The organism is Roseovarius sp. TE539, assembly GCF_003298505.1.
In the GTDB taxonomy this organism is placed as follows: Bacteria; Pseudomonadota; Alphaproteobacteria; order Rhodobacterales; family Rhodobacteraceae; genus Roseovarius.
This window is the reverse complement of sequence record NZ_QNGB01000052.1, coordinates 1-7,012: the sequence shown is the minus strand read 5'-3', so window position 1 is coordinate 7,012 and position 7,012 is coordinate 1. Positions and strand designations below refer to the sequence as shown.

General features: G+C 54.2%; 8 protein-coding genes. 4 read left to right on the top strand and 4 right to left on the bottom strand.

All coding sequences use genetic code 11. From position 1 onward, the window contains the following. The first annotated feature begins 224 nt into the window (after positions 1–224). Positions 225–1,193 carry an IS1595 family transposase gene (locus DQW77_RS17620; RefSeq protein ID WP_113259630.1) on the top strand — a complete coding sequence of 323 codons (969 nt, stop codon included), beginning with the start codon at positions 225–227 and terminating at the stop codon, positions 1,191–1,193. Between the two features lie 187 nt (positions 1,194–1,380). On the opposite strand, the gene DQW77_RS18140 is transcribed toward DQW77_RS17620, so the two are convergent. Beyond that, positions 1,381–1,875 carry a hypothetical protein gene (locus DQW77_RS18140; RefSeq protein ID WP_147095023.1) on the bottom strand — a complete coding sequence of 165 codons (495 nt, stop codon included), beginning with the start codon at positions 1,873–1,875 and terminating at the stop codon, positions 1,381–1,383. An 81-nt stretch (positions 1,876–1,956) separates the two neighbouring features. On the opposite strand from DQW77_RS18140, the gene DQW77_RS18295 reads away from it, so the two are divergent. After that, positions 1,957–2,103 carry a hypothetical protein gene (locus tag DQW77_RS18295; RefSeq protein WP_181711334.1) on the top strand — a complete coding sequence of 49 codons (147 nt, stop codon included), beginning with the start codon at positions 1,957–1,959 and terminating at the stop codon, positions 2,101–2,103. Positions 2,104–2,153: 50 nt separating this feature from the next. Here the strand turns inward: DQW77_RS18295 and DQW77_RS18135 are convergent, their stop codons facing one another. The 3 genes from DQW77_RS18135 to DQW77_RS17615 form a co-directional block, all read right to left on the bottom strand. After that, the gene (locus DQW77_RS18135; protein WP_147095022.1) at positions 2,154–2,486 is read right to left on the bottom strand and encodes a hypothetical protein; all 333 of its coding nucleotides are present in this window, start codon (positions 2,484–2,486) and stop codon (positions 2,154–2,156) included. Then, positions 2,483–3,010 carry a hypothetical protein gene (locus tag DQW77_RS18130; protein WP_147095021.1) on the bottom strand — a complete coding sequence of 176 codons (528 nt, stop codon included), beginning with the start codon at positions 3,008–3,010 and terminating at the stop codon, positions 2,483–2,485. The genes DQW77_RS18135 and DQW77_RS18130 overlap by 4 nt, the downstream gene beginning before the upstream one ends. An 848-nt stretch (positions 3,011–3,858) precedes the next feature. After that, positions 3,859–4,551, bottom strand: coding sequence for a helix-turn-helix domain-containing protein (locus DQW77_RS17615; protein ID WP_113259628.1), 693 nt, complete (start codon positions 4,549–4,551; stop codon positions 3,859–3,861). Between the two features lie 169 nt (positions 4,552–4,720). Between DQW77_RS17615 and DQW77_RS17610 the strand changes: the two genes are divergently transcribed. Both DQW77_RS17610 and DQW77_RS17605 read left to right on the top strand, forming a co-directional pair. Beyond that, positions 4,721–5,047 (top strand): DUF1330 domain-containing protein, encoded by a 327-nt coding sequence (locus tag DQW77_RS17610; protein WP_113259626.1) that lies wholly within the window; start codon positions 4,721–4,723, stop codon positions 5,045–5,047. Between the two features lie 343 nt (positions 5,048–5,390). Further along, on the top strand, positions 5,391–6,371 hold the full coding sequence (locus DQW77_RS17605; protein ID WP_220124992.1) for a nitronate monooxygenase family protein: 981 nt from the start codon (positions 5,391–5,393) through the stop codon (positions 6,369–6,371). Positions 6,372–7,012: the final 641 nt, after the last annotated feature.

The following is a 7,012-nucleotide window of genomic DNA, read 5'->3' as shown; positions in this document are numbered from 1 at the left end:
TCGTCGCTTGGCTGTGAAGCTTGATCAGCATGCCGATCTCCCGTCTCGCACCTCGTTCAAAACAGATCGTGCCATGAAAAGCGCGGATCGACGAGGGGCTATGTGATCATCCGGGACGGAACATCTACGCAGCTTCGAGCGGCCACAAATTTTTCGGCGATTGTATATTTGACAAACCCAACTGAGATTCCTATATTGGGGTTAAGCAGTTAGGGAAAGCCGCCATGTCCGTTCTGAGCAAACTGTATATGCACGACGAAGCCGCAGCCTTTGCGCATGTCGAAAGCATCATCTGGCCCGATGGCCCTGTTTGCCCGCATTGCGGTGTGGTTGACCGCGCCTATCGCCTGACCGGCGTTCGCTCCAAGCCGAGCAAGAAGAACCCGGAAGGCAAAGAGCGTCACGGCCTGTGGAAATGCCGCGAGTGTCGCGCTCAGTTCACGGTGCGCAAGGGCACCATCTTCGAGGAAAGCCACATTCCCATGCACAAGTGGCTGCAAGCCATTCACCTGATGGTGTCCAGCAAGAAGGGCATCAGCGCGCACCAACTGCACCGCGTGCTGGAAATCACGCACAAGAGCGCGTGGTTCATGGCGCATCGCATCCGCGAGTGCATGCGTGAAGGTGCGCTTGCTCCGTTCGGCGGCAATGGCGGCGCGGTCGAGGTTGACGAGACGTTCATCGGCAAAGAACCGGGCGTCACCAAGGCAAAGAACGCCCGTGGCGGCGCTCACAAGATGAAAGTGCTTACCCTCGTTGATCGCGATACCAAGCGCGCCAAGAGCGTGGTTGTGGACGACCTCAAGAAATCCACCCTCGTGCCCATCCTGCGAAAGAACATCGCCAAAGAAGCATTCGTTCTGACCGACGAAGCCCGCCAGTATCAAGGCCTTGCCATCAGCCCGGATTTCTCCGGTCACGATTGGGTCAATCACAGTGCCGGTGAGTATGTGCGCCGCGAAGATCGCGAGGTTCACACCAACACCGTCGAAGGCTTCTACAGCATCTTCAAGCGCGGCATGAAGGGTGTGTATCAGCATTGCAGCAAAGAACACCTGCACCGCTACGCGGCAGAGTTCGATTTTCGCTATAACAACCGGATAGCGAACGGTGTTGATGATGCGGAGCGCAGCACAATTGCACTTAAAGCAATCGCAGGTAAGCGCCTAACTTATGGGGCTGCTAATTGCTAAAGACGCAGAATAAAACAACACTCTGGATTTGCAAGTGAATCCAGAGTGTTGTATGGTCAAAGGTGGAGCTAGGGGGACTCGAACCCTCGGGGAGTCGGCTGGGAAGACCTCGCCCCGCACCATGCTAGCCCCACTTAAGTGCGGTAGCCCATTGGGCTACCGCTGGTGGTTTCAAGGGATTATCTTCTCATGTACCACCCCCCGGCACGGCTTCACGGCCTTGCGCACTAGGCGAAGCGGAGGGCGCGCCTTCCACGGTTCGGTCCTCCGCTTCATCGAAACTCATTTCTCCAGGCGGGTCACGATCCGTAAGCCACCAGTGTTTTTCGCCATTATAGTTGATAGACCTGATGCGTTTGTCGCGAGACAGCGACGAAGCAAAATTCACCATTGGGTCTTTTCCCGAAATCGTAGCCCCCAATCCCTCAGCCTCACGCAGAAGTTCACGAGTTTGAATCGGTTCGCCGCGATCAGCCAAGATTGCAAATGCTGCATCAGCTTGGCTCAAGCGTTTGCGTTTTGGCGGTTCGTATCCTCGCGGGTCACCGTGGCCGACAACGGCGCCAGCTTGCTCAACTGTACGAATAGCTTCGTCCATAGCCGCAAGAGCACGGTAATCAGGAACATCAAGAAGCCGCTTGTGTATTTCGTCGCGCAGTTTGCGCATTTCATCAATGACCATTGCTCGAATCGCCCGTCTTGTTTTTCACATAGTGGACCGTGAGCCGGAAGGCCGTCAAGCGCAAACGCAAAGGAACACGACATGAACAGCGCAAAGCCGAAATCCCAACTCGACAAGTTCAAGGAAGCCGCCCGCCAGCTAGAGACGGACGACGACGAGGAACGGTTTGAGAAGAAGCTGAAGAAGCTGGTGAAGAAGAAGCCGAAAGACGACGATAAGGGCAAGTGAGGTATTGAATTACCACTCAAGGTGGGGTAAATTAATACCTATGGGCACGTTCATTTCTCGCTTTTCGACTCCTTGTGCTGACGATCAAGTTCGTCAGCTATCGCCCGAAGAGACTCAGCGACTCGTGAAAATGCTTCAATCTCAACTCTGTGATATGACTCGTCGGATTGTTCTTCTGGAATCGTGCGAGTTACGAAAACATGAGCAAACAAACCCGAGTCGTCGTCCTCGGCGGTAAAGTCGTGCTTAACCGTATATTCAGCCGCTTTTGCAGGTGATCCTTGGTTGTGTATCGTGACATTACCATCAACTTGTGTCGTCGCGGGAACCTCATCAACAGCCCTAGCATAACTAACGGTGCCATACCCGACATTTAGTTTCATCTTCGAATCTCCTCACAGCAGAGTCCGAGCATGGCTGTGCGATGAGGGTTTGTCAAATATACAATCGCCAATTTTTCCTCTGCCCAAACTTGGTCAGGTGTTTCCACCTTCTGGATTAGTTTAGAAATTAGCTGGTTGGAACGTCGAGATTCATCAAGTAAGCTATTAAGGCCGGCTGTAAGTGCATCTTGGAGGTCCACGATATTCTGACCGAGGTTTTGAAGTTCAACCGTGACTGTCTGAAAACCGTTTTCAAGAGTTTGGTCAATCTTGCAAAGCGAAGCATCAATATCGACCAATCTTCCTTCAATGGCTTGTCCTGAAGCTTCAATCTGACCAGATATAGTTTGCGCGGCTCCATATACCCTGTCTGCTAGCCTCTGCCCGCTGCCAACGATGGCAGCTGTTTGATCGTCAATTGAAATTACTACACGATCAAAATGGCTTCTTTCCTCCAGATACTCACGGTAGTTAAAGTCTGAACTGATAGCGTAAAAAAACTCTGGAGTAACTTGGCGGTTCATAAATATCGCTCCTGAGGCGAGTGGGCTCAAAATTTCACATGCAACAGACGACTTGATAACCGACATTGCCTACGTAGCGTAATGTTGACCGCAAGGTTGCCTGATGAAGCGAGCTAATCAAGCATTTTTCACCACGCGAGATGTCTTTCGTTTCAGAAACATCTAGGATTTTTCGGAACAAACCATGAATCCGCATGATCTTGTCCCGCCAGGGGCGTTACGCCACGCGGCGTATGGACCTGCCGGGCCGCTTTTGTTTACTTTGGGTCGGGTTCGCCGTCACGCGCATGGCGTTGGCGTTTGAAAACAACGGATCGCGGCGAGTAAATCTCTCGAAAAAGCGAGAGAGCTACTCTTCAGGCGTGCATAAGTCTTGATTTATGCACGCACGCAGCCCCGGCGAAATCAATCCTTAGCTACGGAGTGACCAATGAGCAGGCTGGGCTCTGACTCCGAGTTCGCTGCACTCTACACGGATGGCCGCTGTCGGGAAACGAGCCAGACTTTGCAAAGATCACTTTCTGCGCACACCTGCCGCTCAACCGGTTGGGCCCAGTTGACGTTCCTGACTGAAACTATCAGATGACGGCACCCAGCCCGAAGCGGACATGGCGCGATACGGCGGGGATGGTCAGAGCGGACCTTCGGGCAGGGTTCATCCAGCGGCCGCAGTGCGGGACAAAGCACCATTTCGCTGCGTGTGCACCAATGTTCGTTTTTGGGGATCGGACGCTGCCAAAACGGTCGTTCTTGCCGTATACATTGCCCACATTCAGCAGATGATCGCGCCTTCGGTTTGGAAGTATCGAGCGACTATGCCTGAAGACCGTAGTGCCGGGAAATCCGGCTCAGGAGTCAAGCTTTTTCTGAACTGCAAAGGGACTGAGCCCGAGCCAAATTTGGATGGTCGAAGAAATTTCCTTAGGGCCGGTGAACTCGAACTTGTCCCGTTCGGCGGCCACGTCAGTCACTCCCATCCAGATTGCGGTCATGGTTCTGAGATCGGTGGAAACGTAAAGATCAACGTCGAAACCGGGATCGGCCCAGCACAAGTCCACGCCTCCGGCAGGTTCGATCACAAGCCACCAATCCCGTTTGGTTGACGGGAGGTCGTGATACACAAACTGGACTACCGTGCGCCTTTTGGGGAGCGGTTCAGGGTTCAGGTTCCGCCGCATGTCCCACATGAGCAGGGATGGGTCGAGATTCTTGAGCGACAGCGAGGACTCGACCCACTTCTGCCCCCACATACCCATCGAGATCACCACCTCCCGCAGGTCGCGCCCGGCATTTGTGAGGTGATACTCGAATACTCCACGCTCAGAAGGAACTGGCTTTTTTTCAACAATTCCGGCCTCTTCCAAGTCCTTCAGCCTTTGTGACAACAAAGTCGGGGACATCTTGGGCACGCCTCGGCGCAGGTCGTTGAATCGCGTTGAACCGGCAATCAATTCCCGCAACAGAACCATCGTCCATCGAGTGCAAAGCACTTCAGCGGCCATAGCAAGCGGGCAAAACTGTTTGTAACTGGCCTGCGCCATATCCTTCCTCCATGTGCTTTTCAGCACTGTAGCAGCGGTGAAATCGCCATCTAGTCCAGAAACTGTACTTCCTGCTCCAGTTACTGGACTAGATGGCGCTCAACGAAATCGGCACCCTTTCGTCCCACAGGCTCACCATCCCGGTTGGCCTCCCAGAAGGAGCACGATAATGAGCGTTTACTTGATCGCGGATATCAAAGTCACCGATGATGGCTGGGTTCCGGAATATGCCGCCAACGTCCATAATTTGGTTGAGAAGCACGGCGGTCGCTACCTCTCTCGCAGCGGAAACATCGAGACCCTCGAAGGTGAACAGAAAGACAGCACTTTGATTGCTATCCTGGAGTTTCCATCAAGGGCCGCGCTCGATGGTTTCGCCGCTGATCCCGACTATGCGCCTTACGGCACGGCTCGACAGTCGGGCAGTGTCTCGAATTTCCACGTCATTGATGACACAGATATCGCAGGAGCGATCCCGTACCTGAAAGCGGGGTGATTTTGAGTTCGGCAGATCAGGCTCATTCGATCTCTGATCTGCCTGGCCCAAACATTTAATGCATATGTTGTTCTAGACATTCATGGCCGCAGCAAGACTGCAACTTCAGGGTTGTGGCACGTTTTTGGCCGTAAGCTTGAAAGCGGACATTTGTTTAGGACGCAGCATTGGTAGTTTTGGGCTCGCTCCGGACCTTAGCTGCAAGGCGTTGCTACGACGGCGAGGCGAGACGAAGCTGACCTCCGTTACATGTGCACCAATGTCGGCCTTTCGTTCAAATCAGCTGGCTACACTCAGATCGCCCCACTATTATTCAGCCACTTACCCACGACGAGGTGCCATTGTGACCAACAAATTTTGCACACGTTTCGGAACAAACAACCCAGTCGTGCTGGCCCCTGTTGGAGGAGTTTCGTCGCCCGAGCTTGTTGCCGCCGTTAGCAATGCCGGAGGGCTTGGAATTGCTCCGGTCTGGTATCTCGATCCCGACGGGCTGAAAGCTGAAGTGCGGCGGATCAGGTCGCTGACGGATAAACCCTTTGGCGTCAACCTCAACATGGATTTTCGAAGTGAAGCACAGCTTGAAGCTTGCTTTGAGGAAGGCGTCGAGATCATTTCGCTGTTCTGGGGTGATACAGGCGATTTCGTCCCACGCGCCAAAGCAGCGGGCTGCCAGGTCATCATAACAGCGAGCACGGCAGAAAAAGCACGTGCGGCGGTCGCTCTCGGAGCCGATGCAATCTGTGCTCAGGGCTACGAAGCTGGCGGTCATGTTGAGGGTACGGTCTCGACGATTGCCTTGGTGCCTGCCGTCGTCGATGCAGTCGGTGACGTTCCAGTGATTGCGGCCGGTGGGATCGCCGATGGGCGTGGACTCGCAGCGGCACTGGCGCTTGGAGCTTCGGCCGCATGGATTGGAACGCGTTTTCTGGCGGCTGAAGAAGCCCCTGTCCACCCGACCTATCGCGCGCAACTGCTTGCGGCCTCGGAGGACGATACGGATCGCTACGATGATCTTTATGATCTGAGCTGGCCGAATGCGCCCCATCGGGCGTTGAAAAATGCGACCTCAAAGATGTGGGAAGCTGCTGGCAAACCGGCTTTGGGCCAACGCCCCGGTGAAGGCGAAGTGTTGGCGCGTCGTCAAGATGGGAGCGGAATTGTTCGCTATACAAGCGCTTCGCCAAATGCCGCCTTGGAGGGCGACATTGAAGGACTATCGATGTGGTCCGGTCAGGGCGTTGGTCTTGTAACAAAAATCCAGCCCGCAGCTGAAATCGTTGCAGAGATAGTCGATCAGGCGCGAGCAATAGTGACATTTTGAGATGTTCGCCATTGCAGCTCGCCTGAGCATGTTCTCAAATGGTAGCCGCTTCCAGCTAAGCGAACCGAAGCGGACATTTGTTTAGGACGCAGCATTGGTAGTTTTGGGCTCCTAGCCGTCGCTCGCCGCAGCCTGCACGAAGGTCGGCTGTCGGAAACCGCTCAAACTTTGCAAGGTCTGCTTCCTGCGCAAAGCTGCCGCTCAACCGGGCCGACCCGGTCGACGTTTCTGACGGAAACTATCGGATGACGCCAGTCAGCCCAAAACGGTCATGGCGTGAGACGGCGGGGCTGGTCAGAACGGAGCTTCATGCGGGGTAGGTTGAGCGTCTGATGTGCCGACCTTTGTGCCGTAGGTTTCAGTCGAATGAATGTCTGAATAGGCATATACCGCCGTTCGTGGGATCATTCTGCCCGGTCTGGCTAACAAGATGGCGCGCCAGATATGGGCGATGCTGACGAAGAACGAAGATTACAGGGATCCGGCGCTGGTAGAAGCGGGATGATGCTTATGTCTGTGAATCGGCATGCAAAAGTGACCCACTTGGGTGGGTATGATCATCTAAAACTGACCCACCTGCATTGTTAACATCCGTGCGCTTTGGCACGGAGGAAGAGCAGGTGTTACTGATGGAAACGTCA